The 16,703-nt window shown below is 46.0% G+C and carries 16 protein-coding genes; 14 read left to right on the top strand and 2 right to left on the bottom strand.

Going from position 1 to position 16,703, the window contains the following annotated elements; all coding sequences use genetic code 11:
* A complete protein-coding gene (gene mtnK / locus L693_RS0113275) occupies positions 1–1,224 on the bottom strand; it encodes an S-methyl-5-thioribose kinase (protein WP_025717673.1) in 1,224 nt (407 codons plus the stop codon).
* Between the two features lie 285 nt (positions 1,225–1,509).
* Between mtnK and L693_RS0113270 the strand changes: the two genes are divergently transcribed.
* The 7 genes from L693_RS0113270 (at position 1,510) to L693_RS0113240 (ending at position 8,276) form a co-directional block, all read left to right on the top strand.
* The gene (locus L693_RS0113270; protein ID WP_025717672.1) at positions 1,510–1,980 is read left to right on the top strand and encodes a Dps family protein; all 471 of its coding nucleotides are present in this window, start codon (positions 1,510–1,512) and stop codon (positions 1,978–1,980) included.
* A 441-nt stretch (positions 1,981–2,421) separates the two neighbouring features.
* Positions 2,422–3,204, top strand: coding sequence for a Fe-S cluster assembly ATPase SufC (sufC, locus tag L693_RS0113265; RefSeq protein WP_007429648.1), 783 nt, complete (start codon positions 2,422–2,424; stop codon positions 3,202–3,204).
* 23 nt (positions 3,205–3,227) lie between these two features.
* The gene (gene sufD, locus L693_RS0113260) at positions 3,228–4,532 is read left to right on the top strand and encodes a Fe-S cluster assembly protein SufD (RefSeq protein ID WP_025717671.1); all 1,305 of its coding nucleotides are present in this window, start codon (positions 3,228–3,230) and stop codon (positions 4,530–4,532) included.
* Positions 4,529–5,752: a cysteine desulfurase gene (locus L693_RS0113255; protein WP_025717670.1), complete on the top strand. Its 1,224-nt coding sequence runs from the start codon at positions 4,529–4,531 to the stop codon at positions 5,750–5,752. Before sufD ends, L693_RS0113255 begins: the two co-directional genes overlap by 4 nt.
* The gene (gene sufU / locus L693_RS0113250) at positions 5,742–6,164 is read left to right on the top strand and encodes a Fe-S cluster assembly sulfur transfer protein SufU (protein ID WP_025717669.1); all 423 of its coding nucleotides are present in this window, start codon (positions 5,742–5,744) and stop codon (positions 6,162–6,164) included. Before L693_RS0113255 ends, sufU begins: the two co-directional genes overlap by 11 nt.
* Before the next feature lie 30 nt (positions 6,165–6,194).
* Positions 6,195–7,592 (top strand): Fe-S cluster assembly protein SufB, encoded by a 1,398-nt coding sequence (gene sufB, locus L693_RS0113245; RefSeq protein ID WP_025717668.1) that lies wholly within the window; start codon positions 6,195–6,197, stop codon positions 7,590–7,592.
* A gap of 321 nt (positions 7,593–7,913) precedes the next feature.
* Positions 7,914–8,276: a YmaF family protein gene (locus L693_RS0113240; protein WP_025717667.1), complete on the top strand. Its 363-nt coding sequence runs from the start codon at positions 7,914–7,916 to the stop codon at positions 8,274–8,276.
* A gap of 177 nt (positions 8,277–8,453) precedes the next feature.
* Here the strand turns inward: L693_RS0113240 and L693_RS0113235 are convergent, their stop codons facing one another.
* Complete coding sequence (locus tag L693_RS0113235) at positions 8,454–9,518, bottom strand: HD-GYP domain-containing protein (RefSeq protein ID WP_025717666.1); 1,065 nt, start codon at positions 9,516–9,518, stop codon at positions 8,454–8,456.
* A gap of 312 nt (positions 9,519–9,830) precedes the next feature.
* On the opposite strand from L693_RS0113235, the gene L693_RS0113230 reads away from it, so the two are divergent.
* From L693_RS0113230 to L693_RS0113200, 7 genes are all read left to right on the top strand, one after another.
* A complete protein-coding gene (locus tag L693_RS0113230) occupies positions 9,831–11,285 on the top strand; it encodes a bifunctional metallophosphatase/5'-nucleotidase (RefSeq protein WP_025717665.1) in 1,455 nt (484 codons plus the stop codon).
* Positions 11,239–12,399 carry an HD-GYP domain-containing protein gene (locus L693_RS0113225; RefSeq protein WP_081752141.1) on the top strand — a complete coding sequence of 387 codons (1,161 nt, stop codon included), beginning with the start codon at positions 11,239–11,241 and terminating at the stop codon, positions 12,397–12,399. Before L693_RS0113230 ends, L693_RS0113225 begins: the two co-directional genes overlap by 47 nt.
* 97 nt (positions 12,400–12,496) lie before the next feature.
* Positions 12,497–13,627 (top strand): radical SAM/CxCxxxxC motif protein YfkAB, encoded by a 1,131-nt coding sequence (yfkAB, locus tag L693_RS0113220; RefSeq protein WP_025717663.1) that lies wholly within the window; start codon positions 12,497–12,499, stop codon positions 13,625–13,627.
* A gap of 135 nt (positions 13,628–13,762) precedes the next feature.
* A complete protein-coding gene (locus L693_RS0113215; RefSeq protein WP_025717662.1) occupies positions 13,763–15,118 on the top strand; it encodes a hemolysin family protein in 1,356 nt (451 codons plus the stop codon).
* Positions 15,119–15,309: 191 nt separating this feature from the next.
* Positions 15,310–15,534 carry a spore coat associated protein CotJA gene (locus L693_RS0113210; protein ID WP_025717661.1) on the top strand — a complete coding sequence of 75 codons (225 nt, stop codon included), beginning with the start codon at positions 15,310–15,312 and terminating at the stop codon, positions 15,532–15,534.
* A gap of 1 nt (position 15,535) precedes the next feature.
* A complete protein-coding gene (locus tag L693_RS31965) occupies positions 15,536–16,015 on the top strand; it encodes a spore coat protein CotJB (protein WP_025717660.1) in 480 nt (159 codons plus the stop codon).
* A gap of 33 nt (positions 16,016–16,048) precedes the next feature.
* Entirely contained in the window at positions 16,049–16,618 is a 570-nt protein-coding gene (locus L693_RS0113200) for a manganese catalase family protein (protein ID WP_025717659.1), read from the top strand.
* Positions 16,619–16,703: the final 85 nt, after the last annotated feature.

Genomic DNA, 16,703 nt, shown 5'->3' with positions numbered 1-16,703 from the left:
CTATGCTCCTTTATTTGGGGCAGCCGTTGCTGTCCGAACAATGTCTCCCAGTTCCTGAATCGAATGCAGCTCGCGATTGCGGAGAACTAGGGCTTTACCGATAGATAACGCTAGACGTTCAGCGGCTTCCTTAAGGGCAGGATCGGCAATTGTATCAATATCCGCTACATGCGACAGGCTGATGATACGGCGAATCACTTTGCAGCCTGCAAAGCCAGCCGTATCTTGCAGCACTTTCTGGAGGTACAAATCCTGATAGCCGGTCGTACGTGCCATAGGGTCGGTGACATGCTCGTCCCATAGCTTGCGGAATCTGCTTTCAAATTGCTCCCATACCTGAATCGCTGTCTGCAAAAGCCAGTCACGGCGTTCCTGTACAGCCTTCTCGCCAGAAATCCAGCCGGGCTGGGCTGCGTAGTTTAATAGCAGGTTGGCAATGACCGCTCCGATATCAAAGCCCATCGGTCCGTAGTAGGCAAATTCGGGATCAATGACTTTTGTAGATTCTGTTGTGACAAAAATACTACCTGTGTGAAGATCGCCGTGCAACAGCGCTTCAGTCCGTGTCAGAAACTTTTCCCGCAGCAAAGCCACTTCCAGGTGAAGGGCCTGATCTGTCCGGAGTGCCTCCGCTTCGTCTTCAATGTACTCCCCGTAGTTGTTATTATCCGAGAATCGATAGGGTTCATCCAGAATAAGATCCTCCGTTATTTTGCAAAGATCCGGGTTAATAAAGCGTTTAACCAGGTCTTTTTTAGCCTGCTGATTCATACCCAAATCGGAAGTGAAAAAGAGCGTGCGTGCCAGAAATTCTCCGATATGATCGGCAAAATGCGGATAGGTATTTCCTTCTATTAATCCTTTGCGCATGATTGTGTATGAGCTAAGATCCTCCATCACGGTCAGCGCAAGCGCGTCGTCATAGCCTAGTATGGCAGGAACCAATTCAGGGCAAATTTGGTGCTCCTGTTGAAGTGCCTCGCGTTCAATGCGAGCACGATCCAGCGACAGCGGCCAGGATTCACCTACAATTTTCACATAGGGAAGTGCCTGCTTGGCAATGATACTCTTGTCAGATTCAGAATCTGTAATATGAAAAACCAGATTCAGGTTACCATCACCGATTTCTCGGCATTCCAGACGGGCTTCCTGACTAAAAAATCCGTGGATGTTCTTCACGAATTCGATTGCTTCTTCTGTCGTTAAAGGATGATATTGGGACAACGAAGTCACCTCCATAAATTGTGCACGGTAAAATAAGAAAAAATATACAATATTAAACCAAGTATTTTGATAGGATAGAGAAAGTATAACGAAAATCGGTGAAGTTTTGTACATTTTTTTTCTTTTGTTTCATCGCGATATAGGAAGGGTAATGAATAAACAGATGTCCGGCAGGTGATCATGGCATATGATCGTTACGATGCCCGCTGGTGTCTCTCCGTCAGCATGGCGGTGGACAAAGATCGTTTATGAATGTCAATTTAATAAAAAAGGAAGGGATTTATGATGGCTAAAACAACAAGTAACTCGAAAAATACGCAAACTAATTCGGTGGAGGAACTTTTAAACCGTCAAGTCGCTAACCTGAATGTGTTATATGTGAAAATTCATAACTACCACTGGTATGTAAAAGGCTCCAGTTTTTATACTCTCCATGTTAAATTTGAAGAGCTTTACAATGAAATTACATTGAAAATGGACGAGATCGCCGAGCGTCTGCTCGCATTGAAGGGTTCTCCTTCCGCAACGTTAAAGGAATATCTGGAGCTGTCCTCGATTCACGAGGCAACCGGCAGTGAAGATGCTCCGAAAATGGTACAAACGCTGATCGAGGATTTTGCAACTGTATGCGAAGAGTTTCAGGAAGGTATTGAGCTTGCAGAAAGCAACTCCGATCAACCTACCGCAGATTTGCTGATCGGCTATAAAGCGGATCTGGAGAAACATATGTGGATGCTGCGTTCCTATCTGGGGTAAATCAGAAGGAATTTCGGCTAAATGTCAATTCGGACAGTTTAATAGCACCCCATACAGATGGGCTGCTTTGTAATAAACCCTTTACATTTAAAAACGCTACTGACGTCATGATGTCAGTAGCGTTTTTATGGCTAAAAAAGAAATCCTACACCTTCAAGTTGAGCAAAAATATAAGTGTATAATGAATCTGGAGGATGTATTTGGCTATTTGTGTGCAGGATAGAATGAACATTTTATGAAGAAAGGCGAATAACGTGCGTCTGTTGGTTGCACCCTTAAAGCTATTTATTATAAAATAGCTTGAGAATCATTGAGAATCAGTTTAGAATGATTATAAATAAATTTTTAACTATTGTTCTGCTTGAAATCAGGGGGCTCCCCTGTTTAGATATACTTTCTGATTTCGACACCACACTACAAATTTTGGAGGGTATTCCGAATATGGCTACAAACTTTAAGATTGAAGGTCTCAAAGCGACCATTGAAGGCAAGGAAATTTTGAAAGGTATTAACCTCGAAATGAAAGGTGGAGAAATCCACGCGATCATGGGTCCTAACGGTACAGGTAAAAGTACACTGGCTTCTGCTTTGATGGGTCATCCTAAATATGAAGTCACAGAGGGCAACGTAACTTTGGATGGAGAAGACGTGCTGGACATGGAAGTGGATGAGCGCGCACGCGCGGGATTGTTCCTGGCGATGCAGTATCCGAGCGAAATTGCAGGGGTAACGAATTCCGACTTTTTACGCAGTGCCATTAATGCACGCCGTGAAGAAGGACAAGAAATCTCTCTGATCAAGTTTATCCGTCAAATGGAAAGCAAAATGAAGGAGCTTGAAATGAATCCTGAGTTTGCTCACCGTTATCTGAACGAAGGCTTTTCCGGTGGTGAGAAAAAACGGAATGAAATTCTGCAAATGATGATGATTGATCCGAAAATTGTCATTCTTGACGAAATCGACTCCGGTCTTGATATTGATGCTTTGAGAATCGTGGCTAACGGTGTGAACGCTATGCGTTCTGAGGACCGTGGTTTTCTCGTGATTACCCACTACCAACGTCTGTTGAACTATATTAAGCCTGATTATGTGCACGTTATGATGCAAGGACGTATCGTTAAATCCGGTGGTCCTGAGCTGGCTGAACGTCTGGAAGCAGATGGCTACGATTGGATCAAGGAAGAGCTGGGCATCGTTGACGAAACTGTAGGACAAGAGGCGTAAGCCGGAAGCGAGGAGGAAAACTGATGAGTACACAAACAATCCTTCCGGTAGATTCCGAGCAACTGCGTGTTCTGTCTGAACGTAATGGCGAGCCGTCTTGGCTGACCGAAGACAGACAAAAAGCACTTGAGCTTGCAGGCAAACTGGAGCTTCCGGTATTTGAAAAAACCAAAATCGAACGTTGGAATTTGAACGATTACGGACAACATAAAAACAGTGAGGCGATTGCATCGCTGGGGAAGGTTCCCTCAGCTATTGCTGATCTGGTAAAAGAACAGCAGGAGGGCGGTCTGATCATTCAGCGCAACTCCGGCGCGATATACGTAAAGCTGAACGAGGAACTGGCAGCACAAGGTGTCATTTTCACGGATTTACAAACAGCGGTTAAGGAACATGGTGATTTGGTTAAAACGCACCTCAACACAGTTGTTAAGGCTGAGGAAAATTCATTGTCTGCATTGCATGCAGCACTCTGGAACGGTGGAGTATTTGCTTATGTGCCTAAAAACGTAGAGCTGAACGTTCCGCTTCAGGCTGTTTTCCTGACGGATGATGCGACAGCGACGTTCGCGCCGCATGTACTGCTCATTGCCGAAACCCATAGCTCTGTAACCTATGTAGACAACTATGTATCTGCAGATTTGACGGCACCTGTTATTCATAACGGTGCAGTAGAAGTGGTTGCGAATGCAGGAGCCAAAGTTCGTTATGCAACGGTTCACCAGCTAGGGGAACAAGTAACAGATATTTCTATTCGTCGTGCTACATTGGGCAACGATGCCGCTATCGAATGGATTGTGGGCGAAATGAACAACGGCAACACAGCGAGCAATACCATGTCTGTGCTCAAAGGCAATGGCTCCAACTCGGATGCCAAGGTCATTGCTGTAGGTTCTGGCTCACAAAAGCTGAACTATACGACACAAGCGCAGCATTTTGGCAAAAATTCTGCGAGCCAGATGATTACACGCGCAGTTATGCGTGAAGAAGCGTCTTCCATTATTAACGGAATTACAAAAATCGAAAAAGGTGCTACTAAAGCAGACGGCCAGCAAACAGAACGTGTTCTGATGCTTAGTCCGAAAGCGCGTGGCGACGCTAACCCAATCCTGTTGATTGATGAGGATGATGTAACAGCAGGTCACGCAGCATCGGTCGGTCAGGTTAACCGCGAACAAGTATATTACTTGATGTCCCGCGGGATTAGTCGTGCAGAAGCCGAACGTCTGATTATTTATGGCTTCCTCGCGCCAGTCGTATCTGAAATTCCGCTCGAAGGCCTTCAACAGCAGCTGCAAAGCCTTGTTGAAAGGAAGTTGGGCCAATGAATACTGCATTGATTCGTGAACAATTCCCGATTTTACATCAGGAGATTAACGGTCATCCGCTGGTTTATTTGGATAATGCGGCCACTTCGCAAAAGCCGTTGGCGGTCATCGAGGCGATCAAGCACTACTACGAATATGACAATTCAAATGTTCACCGCGGTGTGCATACGCTGGGCAGCCGTGCTACGGATGCTTATGAAGGTGCACGTGAGAAGGTAGCCCGTTTTCTGAATGCGAAGCGCAGCCAGGAAATTATTTTCACAAGAGGAACAACAACAGCGCTGAATCTGGTGGCTTCTTCCTATGGCAGGGCCAACTGCCAAACGGGTGATGAAATTGTTATCACTACGATGGAGCATCACAGTAATCTGATTCCATGGCAGCAGGTAGCCAAAGCCACAGGTGCGACTTTAAAATATATTCCGCTTCAAGAGGATGGCAGTGTTGATCTTGCTGACGTGGAAAATACCATTACAGAAAACACCAAAATTGTAGCCATTGCGCATGTCTCCAATGTGCTTGGCGTTGTGAATCCTGTCAAAGAGATTGCTGCTATTGCTCATCGCAAAGGCGCAATTATCGTCGTCGATGGTGCACAAAGCGTGCCGCATATGAAAGTAGACGTGCAGGACATAGATGCTGACTTCTATGCTTTCTCGGGTCATAAAATGTGTGCTCCTACAGGGATTGGAGCGTTGTACGGCAAGAAGGCACTGTTGGAAAACATGGAGCCGATTGAGTTCGGCGGGGAAATGATCGACGATGTGGGATTGTATGAATCCACATGGAAGGAGCTGCCTTGGAAATTCGAAGGTGGAACCCCGATTATCGCTGGAGCTGTCGGCTTGGGAGCGGCTATTGATTTTCTAGAAAGCATCGGTCTGGATGCAATCGCACAACATGAAAAACGTCTGGTCAACTATGCTCTCGGGCGGCTTCGTGAAGTGGAGGGTCTGAAGATTTATGGCCCGGCAGATCGTCATGTGGGACTCGTAACGTTCAATTTGGATGATGTGCATCCGCATGATGTAGCTACCGTACTGGATAGCAAAGGGGTGGCAGTACGTGCAGGCCATCATTGCTGCCAGCCATTGATGCGCTGGTTGAAAGCCAGTGCAACCGCACGAGCCAGTTTTTACCTTTATAACACGGAAGCAGATGTCGACGCTTTGGTCAGCGCCTTAATCCAAACAAAGGAGTATTTTGGCGATGCAACTTGATGACTTGTACCGACGCGTGATTATGGATCATTATAAAAATCCGCGGAATCGCGGTCGTTTTGAGGATGATGTGGTCACGGTGGATTTGAACAATCCTACGTGCGGTGACCGGATTTCTCTTCAGCTTAAAACGAAAGACGGCATGGTTGAAGATGCTCGTTTTACAGGCGAAGGCTGCTCGATTAGTATGTCCTCTGCTTCGATGATGACGGAAGCGGTCAAAGGAAAAACGATTGATCAGGCACTGGATATGGCGAGTCGTTTCTCTTCTCTGATGAAGGGGGAAGCCGTAGAATTCGACGATTATGAAGAACTGGAAGCTTTGTCCGGCGTTAATAAGTTCCCGGCTCGCATTAAATGTGCAACCCTGGCTTGGAATGCGCTGCGCAAAGGAATTGATGAAGATAAATAATATAACTAGGATAGAGGAGGTTTGAGAAACATGGCCAAGAAAGCACCGGAAATGGAAGAGTATAAATATGGCTTTCGTGATGAGCACAAGTCCATTTTCCAAACAGGTAAGGGTCTCACTCCGGAAATTGTAAAGGAAATCTCCAAAATTAAAGGTGAACCGGATTGGATGTTGGAGTTCCGCCTGAAAGCATTGAAACAGTTTGAAAAAATGCCAATGCCAACCTGGGGCGGAGATATGGATGAGTTGGATTTCAACGATATCCAGTACTATGTAAGACCTTCCGAGAAACAAGGAAAAACGTGGGAAGAGGTTCCTACGGAAATTAAGGAAACTTTTGATAAACTGGGGATTCCCGAAGCGGAGCAAAAGTTTTTGGCTGGTGTATCTGCACAGTATGAGTCCGAGGTTGTCTACCACAGTATGCAAAAGGAACTGGAAGAGCAGGGCGTTATTTTCATGGACACCGATACAGCGCTGCGTGAGCACCCTGAGATTCTGAAGGAGTACTTTGCGACCGTTGTACCTCCTGCGGACAACAAGTTTGCAGCACTGAACAGTGCGGTATGGTCAGGTGGTAGCTTTATCTACGTACCTAAAGGTGTAAAATGTGAAGTTCCATTGCAGGCTTACTTCCGCATTAACTCGGAAAACATGGGACAATTTGAGCGTACGCTCATTATTGCCGATGAAGACAGCTTTGTGCACTATGTAGAAGGCTGTACGGCTCCGATTTACAGCACGAACTCGCTGCATAGCGCCGTGGTGGAAATCATTTGTAAGAAGAACGCACGCGTTCGTTATACAACGATTCAGAACTGGGCGCCAAATATTTACAACCTGGTAACTAAACGTGCAGTTGCAGAAGAAAATGCAACGATGGAATGGGTCGATGGTAACATCGGTTCCAAGCTGACGATGAAGTATCCCGCTGTTGTCCTGAAAGGCCGCGGAGCCAAAGGTATGGTCTTGTCCATCGCAGTTGCAGGCAAAGGCCAGCATCAGGATGCAGGGGCGAAAATGATCCACTTGGCGCCAGATACCACATCTACCATTGTATCCAAGTCGATCAGTAAACATGGCGGTAAAGTTACGTATCGCGGATTGGCTTCATTCGGTCGTCAGGCTCAAGGTGCAAAATCAAATATTAAGTGTGATACGTTGATTTTGGATAATCAGTCAACCTCCGACACCATTCCTTATAATGAAATCATGAATGATGACATTACGCTTGAGCACGAAGCAACGGTTTCCAAAGTATCGGAAGATCAGTTGTTCTATCTGATGAGCCGTGGTCTGACCGAAGCAGAAGCGACACAAATGATCGTTATGGGCTTTATCGAGCCGTTCACCAAAGAGCTGCCGATGGAGTATGCGGTAGAAATGAACCGTTTGATCAAGTTCGAGATGGAAGGTTCCATCGGATAAGGCGCAGCACCCCTTGATACGACAAGGTTTTTAAGATACTCTAAAGGAGTTAAATCCGAGTAGTGCCGACTCGGATTTCCTGCTAGATAGGAGACGAATTTTTTAAGTTCGTCTCCTTTTATTTTTTCTGTAATGTTTACATATGTGTCAGCAGTTGAATCGTGAAAATTAGAAAGGAACGGGCTATGATTCGGTTTGTTTAAAACGGGGAGGCAGCATTAAAATTTTATTGTTGAGACTGTGGATGATTGCCTAGCACTTAAATATGTTTGCTTAATAGGATGTTTGTGAGCGACATAAACTTAAGGAGGCACACAATGGATGCAGAAGAATAAAACTGCAGTAAAGAAGAAAACTCTCTCTTCTCAACAGACACAGAGACACGTACATGAATTTGAAGGTAGTACCAAACTGGCTGAGGAAGGCGCAGACCGGCATAACCATCGCTTTGCAGGTGTAACGGGGCAAGCGATTCGACAAGGAAGAAGCCATATCCATGAAATTGAACTTACGAATACTGATTTCTTGAACCATTTTCATAATCTGAGAAGGATTAGAACAGGACCCGCTATTCCAGTCGGAAATGGCAAGCATGTACATTTTGTTACAGGCCAAACTACATTAAATGATGGTCATGTACACCAATTTAATTTTGCAACATTGATTCAGCAACCTCTTGTTTAATACGTTCTAGAAATGGCTTGTAAAGGATATTGAGTTATATTTATCTATAACATAAAAAGAGGCTGTCCTTTGTAGGAAAATCCTACGGATCAAGGACAGCCTCTTTTTATTCGTGTAGCCTGTGCTTTCGGTAAACCATTTCGTTCTACCGAAGTAACGCCGGGCAGCAGTTGCAGATCAGGATTCCAGATAAACTTCATCAATGGATACATGGCGTTCCTTGGACAAATCTACATACTCATTATCGCTAATCTTCACCAAAGGTCTGAAATAATCAACTGGATTATTCAGAATAATCGTCCCTGTCTGACCTGTGGTTAGAAGGACCTGCTTATTAATAAAATTGGGAAGCATGTGTCGAATGAAGACCTGGGTAGCTTCGGGGTTCAGGTGTCCAAAGCTCATGCTATGCAGCTCGCGTAACACGGCAAGCAGCTCTTGTTTTGTTTGATACACACGATTGGAAATCATAGCGCTATACACGTCGGCAATGGCCGTTATGCTGGCGAAAGGATGAATCTCTTCCTTAAAGAGTCCACGGGGATACCCGCTTCCATCTTCACGCTCGTGATGCTGCAGGGCGACGATTGCTGAAATTTCATCACTGGTCGAATTACGAATGATATCAAAGCCATATTGGGAGTGCTTTTTCATTTCGTGAAATTCTTCTGGCGTTAATTTATCAGGCTTATTCAAAATTTCATTTGGTATCATGGACTTGCCTATATCGTGTAAATATCCGGCTTTACCTGCGGCATAAGCCTCTTCCTCTGTATATCCAAGCCATGTGGCAATGTAATATGAGAGTACACCTACCTGGAGAGAGTGATTATACGTATACTGGTCTCCCCGTTCCATAATTAACAGCATAGATACGACATCTTTTTGACGAGTCAGCTCTGAAACAAGGGGGCCGAATAGCTCATCAACTCGAGATTCATCAAATTTGCCAGTTGCGGAAGCTTCGAGAAACATGCTCTCAAAGCCACTGATGGTCTGCTCCATGAGGGGGACGGCGCGTCTGAGGGATTCGGGGGAAGTTGGGACATCGGGGGCAAAGTCAACCGGAACGCTCGTCGAACCAGTATCAATGTCAATATAGTCGACACCGTGCATGATAAGCTTGGAGATATCTTCATGCTGAAGCTCGGTGCCCTGAACCAAGACAGGTACACCGTGCCCGTTGTATGTATCGGATTTGAGGCGATCTCCTGGCTTGGCATCGGTAACGTGAACTCTCATGTGCTAACCTCCTTATTGTCGAAAATGTGTCGAAAATACGAAACAACCCTAATATATCAAGAATTATATGGGATGACAACGACTAATTTACTATTAATCCGAGTTGTAAAATAGGTACGAGGAACCCTTTCACCTCAGATACATACGGAAGCTAGTGTTAATGCTTTTTCAATGTGTCTATGATTTGAGCCTGTAGTAGAGCTGAATCGTTGGGGAGGTTTTCCCTTTCTCATATGTACCATAATGGTAAAGAAAATGGTATGCTTAAACATTAGAAGCTTCAAAGTCGATATATAAAGAAGGAGGGCGGTTATGGAGATGACGACTCAGCAAACGTTGACCATTTTGCATACGAATGATATACATAGTCGTTTTGGCAGCATGCCTTCGATAGCCGCAATGATTGATGAGCAGAGAGGCATATTAGGCGATGCGCTGCTTGTACTGGATATAGGAGACCACATGGATCGGATGGCCCCCGAAACGGAAGGAACGCTGGGTGGCGCAAATGTGGATGTGATCAATCTAACAGGATATGATGCGATTACGATAGGTAACAATGAAGGCCTGACTTTTCCCCCGGATATTATTGAACAGGCCTATGCGGGGATTCACTGCCCGGTTGTATGTGGCAATATGATAGATAGTGCGACGGGGGCAAGACCTTCGTGGATGAAGGAATCTCTGATTTTGGACAAAGCAGGGATCAAGGTTGGTTTGCTTGGCTTGACGGCCCCTTTTACAGAGTTTTATCAATTGCTCGGCTGGAATGCTCTCGATCCGTTTGAGGTGCTGGGTGAGCAGATTGCAGCACTGAGAAAGCAGGTTGATATTTTGGTTGTGATGTCTCATTTGGGTTTGCCTTCCGATGAGAAGTTAGCATCACAATTTCCGGAGATTGATGTTATTCTCGGAGGCCACACCCATCATGTGCTGGAGAAGCCGCTTTGGATAGGGAACACCGCTTTGTGTGGGGCAGGGAAGTTCGGGACACTGCTGGGTAAGGTGACACTAAAACGTAGCGGGAATCATGAGCCGTTTCGAGTTGCGTCAGGCAGCGTAGTTCCTGTAGATCCCACGCTTCTGGATGAAAAAGTAGCCTCGGCCATCATGTTGCATCGCAGACATGCAGAGCGTGCTTTGGAGAGTATAGTAGCCGTAACGGATCGGGAACTGGGGATTGCATACGATCAGGAGTCCCCTTTCGGGAATTTGCTGGCACAATCGGTATCACATTTTACAGGTACAGCCATTGCGCTGGTTAATGCGGGGCAACTGCTCGGCCCGTTACCGCAAGGGGATATCAGCAAAGGAATGCTTCATTCCTTATGCCCATCGCCGATTAATGCCTGTGTTATGAAGTTGCGGGGAAGGGACATTCGGCTGGCATTGGAGCAGTCTTTATTGCCTGAATTTGCGGACAAGCCAATGATGGGATTTGGCTTCAGAGGTAAAGTGCTTGGCACGATGTGTGTGGAGGGTTTGGAGATACAGTATGACCCGGATCGCGCTCCTTATGATAAAGTCACACGTATTCGCGTTGCGGGTCATGTATTGGTAGAGGATGAGGAATATACAGTAGGTACACTGGATATGTTCACTTTCAGAGCAGGTTATGAGGTGCTTGCGAACGGAATGGAGCTCCGATTTATGCTTCCAGAATTTTTACGGGATTTGATTGAAATGGAGTTGAAGCGTCCGGGCGCGATGGAAGAGTGTTTTGCAGCTAGGTGGCTTCAGGTATCAAAACAATCGGGAGAGGATTAAGCTGCGACTGGTACCTGTAACATTATTGAGAGCCGGCATGAAGCTGGGCAAAAAAATATACAATGAAAACGGAATGGTGTTGCTCTCGGAAGGTGTTGAGCTTACTCAGCGATTGATTGAACGTCTATACCAAGTCGGTATTGGATATGTATACATTGAGGATGCGGTAACCGAAGATATCGTGATTCCTGAAATGATTCATGAACAGACAAGGGCAGCGGCGCTACAGGAGATCAAAAAGCAGTTTCAGGGTCTGTCATCCTATTCCGTAGATCATAAGAACAAATATTTTGGAAAGTCCTTTTATAAGGTGATGGAGTCCATTCTGGATGATATCGGCAGCCGCCAGGATGCCGTCATTATGTTGATGGATATTGGAGCAGCGGACCAGGATTTGTATCATCATTCATTAAACGTATGTCTGTATACGCTTGTACTGGGAATAGCCAATGGCTACGATCACAACCAGCTTATGGAGCTGGGAATAGGTTCATTACTGCACGATATTGGAAAAATGAAAATTTCACCTCAGGTGCTTTATAAGCCAGGCAAATTGACGGACGAGGAATACGAGCATATGAAAACACACACGGTGATTGGCTACAGGCTGCTTAAAGATGAACCTGGGATTCCTTTATTGTCAGCTCACTGTGCATTGCAGCATCATGAGCGTATCGACGGCAGCGGATATCCGAACGCCTGGAAGAAGGATCAAATCCACGAATATGCAAAATGGATCGGTTTGGTAGATTCTTACGACGCAATGACAGCAAGTCGGATATATAAGCAGGCGTTGTTGCCTTATGAAGCAATGGAGGTGCTGTACGCGGGTGCAGGTACGCTGTATGAGCAGCGGATGCTGGAAGCCTTCCGTGACTGTGTAGCGATTTACCCTCTGGGGCTCTCTGTAGTGCTCAATACAGGGGAGGAAGGGGTTGTTGTACGTATACACCCCAAAATTCCGCAAAGGCCTGTTATTCGCATTGTGAGAGACCGGGACGGGCAGGAGCTGAAAGCACCTTACGATGTGGATTTGTCCGTATCCCTTTCGGTTATGATTACGAACACACTGGGGGCGGCCGCTGTCCCTTTCGGAGAAGTACGTGTGGATTAGCAGAAGGCGTTGTAGAAAGCATGCAGACGCTTTACAGGTCATGATATGATATTTATATGTCTTTTGAGGTTAATAACAGAAATAAGGTGAAAACATAATGACAGTTCTACAAAACAATATATTTCCCCCAATATCGCCATCATACGACCCGTGGGACCCAATTGCCTCACTGCGTACACATGGTCGTCATTTGCTGACAAGTGTGGAAATGACTGTGACGCATCTGTGCAATATGCGCTGTGAGCATTGCGCTGTTGGCGATATGCTGGTCATGAAGGAGGCTCCTTTTCTACCGTTAGATCTGATGCTGAAGCGGCTGGATGAGGTTGAGCATCTGGAGACGATCAGTATTACAGGCGGAGAACCTGCTTTGCTCGATAAAACGGTTGATGAAGTGATCGTACCGTTGCTGAAATATGCCAAGGAGCGCGGCATTCGCTCACAAATAAACTCCAACCTGACATTGGATATCCGCCGATATGAGAAGATGCTTCCTTATTTGGATGTCATGCATATATCATTTAATTATTTGAATGCCGACGATTTTTATGAGGTAGGTTTTGCGAATTCCGGACGTCCGACTCCTCGCGCGGGTGCTGTTCGCCTTTATGAGAAAATGGTGGAGAATGCCCGTAAATTAAGCGAGATGGGCATGTTCATTTCAGCTGAATCTATGATTAATTACCGGACTCACACGAAGCTGGACGGTATTCATCAGTTAATTAATGAAATGGGATGCCGGCGGCATGAAGTTCATCCGATGTATGCATCGAATTTTGCCTCTGCCCTGCCTGTGCTCTCACTGGGCGACATGCGCAGCGCTATCCATAAGTTGCTGGATGTGCGTAATCAGGATATGTGGATGTTATTCGGTACCCTGCCGTTCTTTGCTTGTTCTGATCGGGAGGAGGATCGCAAGCTGCTTCGCCGCCTGCGTCAGGAGCCGAATATTACGGTACGTAATGACCCGGACGGTAGAAACCGCGTTAATGTGAATATGTTCACGGGTAGCGTATATGTGACGGATTTCGCAGACATTCCTGCTTTTGGCAACATTCAGGAGCAAGGTTTGGACGAAATTTTCGGGGAATGGCTGAATGAGCACCCGCTGAACCAGACCGTTAATTGTCATTGTGATGCCGCTGCCTGCTGTGGACCGAATCTGCTTGTGGCGGACATGTATTACAAGGGAGTAGATTTTAAATCGAGAAAAGCATTACAACTATAAGCATGTTGCATGTTCTTATTTGCTACTTTCAATTCCATCTAGATTGCAAATGCTCTAATTCGTATAGAGAATTCACGATGAGGGTTGCAAGTCAAATGATGCAGAATGCCAACTATAAGAAATGGGGAGTTCGTATTGGAAGGTCATACCGAGTTTCATTGGGGATTGCTAGTTGTGAATCTCCTCTTGGTACTGCTGCTTGTCTTTCTTAACGGTGTATTTGTGGCCGCAGAGTTTTCGCTGGTCAAAATGCGCCAATCCCGATTGACGCAGCTCCAAAGCGAGGGTCATCGCCTGGCAGGCTATGCGCTGAAGGTGAACCAAAAGCTGGATGCTTATCTGTCCGCTACCCAATTGGGCATTACGCTGGCTTCACTCGGCTTGGGCTGGATCGGTGAGCCAGCAATATCCGGCTACCTGATAGAGCCACTCATGCACAAACTCGGTGTAACCGACGGTACACTGATTACAACAGTATCCGTAGTTGTCGGATTTTGCGTAATTACCTTTTTGCATATTGTATTGGGCGAGCTGGCTCCAAAGTCTCTGGCCATTCAGAAAACCGAAAGGGTGGCGTTATTTTTATCGGCTCCGTTACTGCTCTTCTACAAGATTTTTCTGCCCGTGATCTGGGTGTTGAATGCCGCTGCCAATTTATTGCTGCGAACATTCGGTATCCAGCCGGCAAGTGAGGCCGAAGCGGCGCATTCGGAGGAAGAAATCCGGATATTGATGAATCAGAGCGCCAAAAGCGGGGTTATTGATAAGGATGAAATCAAGCTGATGGATAATATTTTTGATTTTTCCGACTTGCTTGCCCGTGAAATTATGCTGCCCCGTACAGATATGGATTGTTTGTACACAAACTTATCGTTCAAGGAAAATCTGAAAATCATCAGTGATACCAAGCATTCTCGCTACCCGGTAGCGGTCGAGGACAAAGATCAGATTATTGGCTTTGTTCATATTACGGATCTTCTGCTAGCTGAGCAGGGGGAGCAACTGGATCTGGCCTCGGTTGTTCGTCCTATTTTAAATGTACCGGAGTCTATGGAAGTAAGTCATGTGCTCCGTCTTATGCAGAAAAAGCATTCCCAAATGACCCTCGTGGTGGATGAGTACGGCGGAACAGCCGGACTGCTGACAGCTGAGGAAATATTGGAGGAAATCGTCGGGGACCTCTATGATGAGTTTGAGGATGAACGTCCGAGCGTGGAAATAAAGGAAAACTTTATCTCTGTGGACGGCCGTATGCTCATTGAGGATGTCAATGATTTGACCGGTGTGAACATTGAAGATGACGAGGTGGATTCCATCGGAGGCTGGCTGTTCAAGGAATTGGAAGGCAGCCCGGTGAAGGGAAAGAAAATTGAGTTTTATAATCTGACTTTTGAAGTGGAGGAAGCAACCAGGCTTCGCATTATGCGGGTTAAGATTCATCGCAAGCCTGAACCTGTGATTGAAGATGAGCTTTCTACCGATGAATCCTGATCCCAATAGATAGGTGCGGTCAGTTCAGGTATGTAAGTTATTATAGAGGAATAGACAAGGAGCCTTTGATTCCACATTAACGTGGTTTTGAAGGTTCTTTTTTTATCTATAATTTTTTTGTTCGAGACTTGGGCGATGCGGCATATGTTGAATAGTAAAGCAGATGGATCAATCAAAGGAGGTCCCGGCCCGTGAAATTTCCCCAGCAAGGTGAGTATGCTCCGTTTGTCGGCCCGTTCGATCCGTGTCCGCCCATTCTGTGCAAGACTTTTGTGCTACCGCCCAATTTGTTTGTGCAATTTCAGCCCCCCGGTCTGCCCCAATTCCGCCCGGAAGAGGCGCTGACGAAGGGAACACTATGGCCTTTGCTTTACAGCCCTTATCATCCCAATAGAAACCAGGGGGGAGGCGAGTAGAATGGAGCATCCAAATCAGGGTCAGTCCAACAACCAGTTTCAACAGCAAAACGAGCAAGAGAGTCAGTATCAACAGCAACAGCAGAATCAATATGATAGTCCCTATTCAAATTCGTACCAGTATCAATATCAAAACCAGTTCCAAAACCAAAACCAGTACCAGGGTCAAACACAGGACTACGATCAAGGCAGAACCCCGGCTTCGGGCTATACGCCCCAAACGAAACCGGGGGATGCACAGTTTTATGCGCTGTTGGAGAAGCTCCAAGCGGTGGACTTTGTGTTGGTAGAGCTTAATTTGTATTTGGATACGCACCCGGATGATTTGCAGGCCATTGAACAGTTCAACAAGCTCACACAGGAAAGAACAGTGATTGCTAACGAATACCAGCTTCTATATGGGCCTTTGCAAAATTTTGGCCGTGCCTATTCCAAATATCCTTGGGAGTGGAGTCAAGCCCCTTGGCCGTGGCAGGTATAGGCAGGTACAACCTTTTTTAAAGGAGGAACATGAATGTGGGTATATGAGAAGAAGCTGCAGTATCCCGTGCGTGTTAGCAAATGTGACCCTCACATGGCTAAGTTGCTCATGGAGCAGTATGGGGGAGCGGATGGTGAGCTCGCCGCAGCTTTGCGGTATTTGAATCAGCGTTATACCATTCCTGATAAGGTCATCGGTGTACTAAATGACATCGGGACAGAGGAATTTGCGCATCTTGAGATGATTGCCACGATGATTTACAAGCTGACGAAGGATGCAAGTGTGGAGCAATTGAAGGCAGCCGGTCTGGGCGAACATTATGCGGCGCATGATCGTGCATTATTTTACGAAAACGCGGGCGGGGTTCCTTTTACAGCGGCCTATATTCAAGCCAAAGGCGACCCCATTGCGGATTTGTATGAGGACATTGCGGCAGAGGAAAAAGCAAGAGCTACATACCAGTGGCTGATTGATCTGACTGACGATGTGGATTTGCAGGATAGCTTGAAGTTTTTGCGTGAACGTGAAATAATCCATTCGCTCCGTTTTCGCGAGTCTGTGGAAATTTTGAAGGGGGAACGAGACCGGAAGAAAGTATTTTAAGGGAGTTTTTGAAACAGCTTGGCTTTATTTGTTTTCTCATCCGATACATTATTAAAATAGGGAAGGCCATCTGCAAGCATCAAGT

The sequence above is a fragment of the Paenibacillus sp. 1-18 genome (assembly GCF_000520755.1).
In the GTDB taxonomy this organism is placed as follows: domain Bacteria; phylum Bacillota; class Bacilli; order Paenibacillales; family Paenibacillaceae; genus Paenibacillus; species Paenibacillus brasilensis.
Note: the sequence above shows the minus strand (reverse complement) of the source record. Positions and strands in the feature narration are given on the sequence as shown.